Below are 388 nucleotides of genomic sequence, written 5' to 3' on the forward strand. Positions count from 1 at the left end.
ATGATCTTCGGCCGAAGCGGCAGCGGCAGTTTCGACTCGGCGAACTCGCGCAGGCGCGCAGCAACGGTCGGGTCGCCTGGGTCGCGCGCCACCACGAACGCGGCGGGCGCCTCGCCCATCACCTCGTCCGGGACACCGATGACGGCCGCCTCCACGATGTCCGGGAACGCCAGCAGCGCTTCCTCAAAGCGCTCCGCGCTCGTCCGCGTACCGCCGCACTTGAGGAAGCTCTTCGCCCGTCCCAGGACGGTCACGTATCCATCCCGGTCGACGGTCGCCAGATCGCCTGTGTGCAGCCGCCCGTTGCGGAAGGTGACCGCGGTCTCCGCGGCATCCTGGAAATAGCCGCGGGCGATGTTCTCCCCTTCGGCGACGATCTCTCCGGTCT

1 protein-coding gene is annotated in these 388 nt (G+C 69.1%); it reads right to left on the reverse strand.

Annotated elements, in window-relative coordinates; genetic code table 11:
* Positions 1-388, reverse strand: a 388-nt coding sequence (locus E6J58_08450) for an acyl--CoA ligase (protein TMB38687.1), incomplete at both ends; no start/stop codon positions are given.

It is taken from the genome of Deltaproteobacteria bacterium (genome assembly GCA_005879535.1).
Taxonomy (GTDB): domain Bacteria; phylum Myxococcota; class Myxococcia; order Myxococcales; family 40CM-4-68-19; genus 40CM-4-68-19.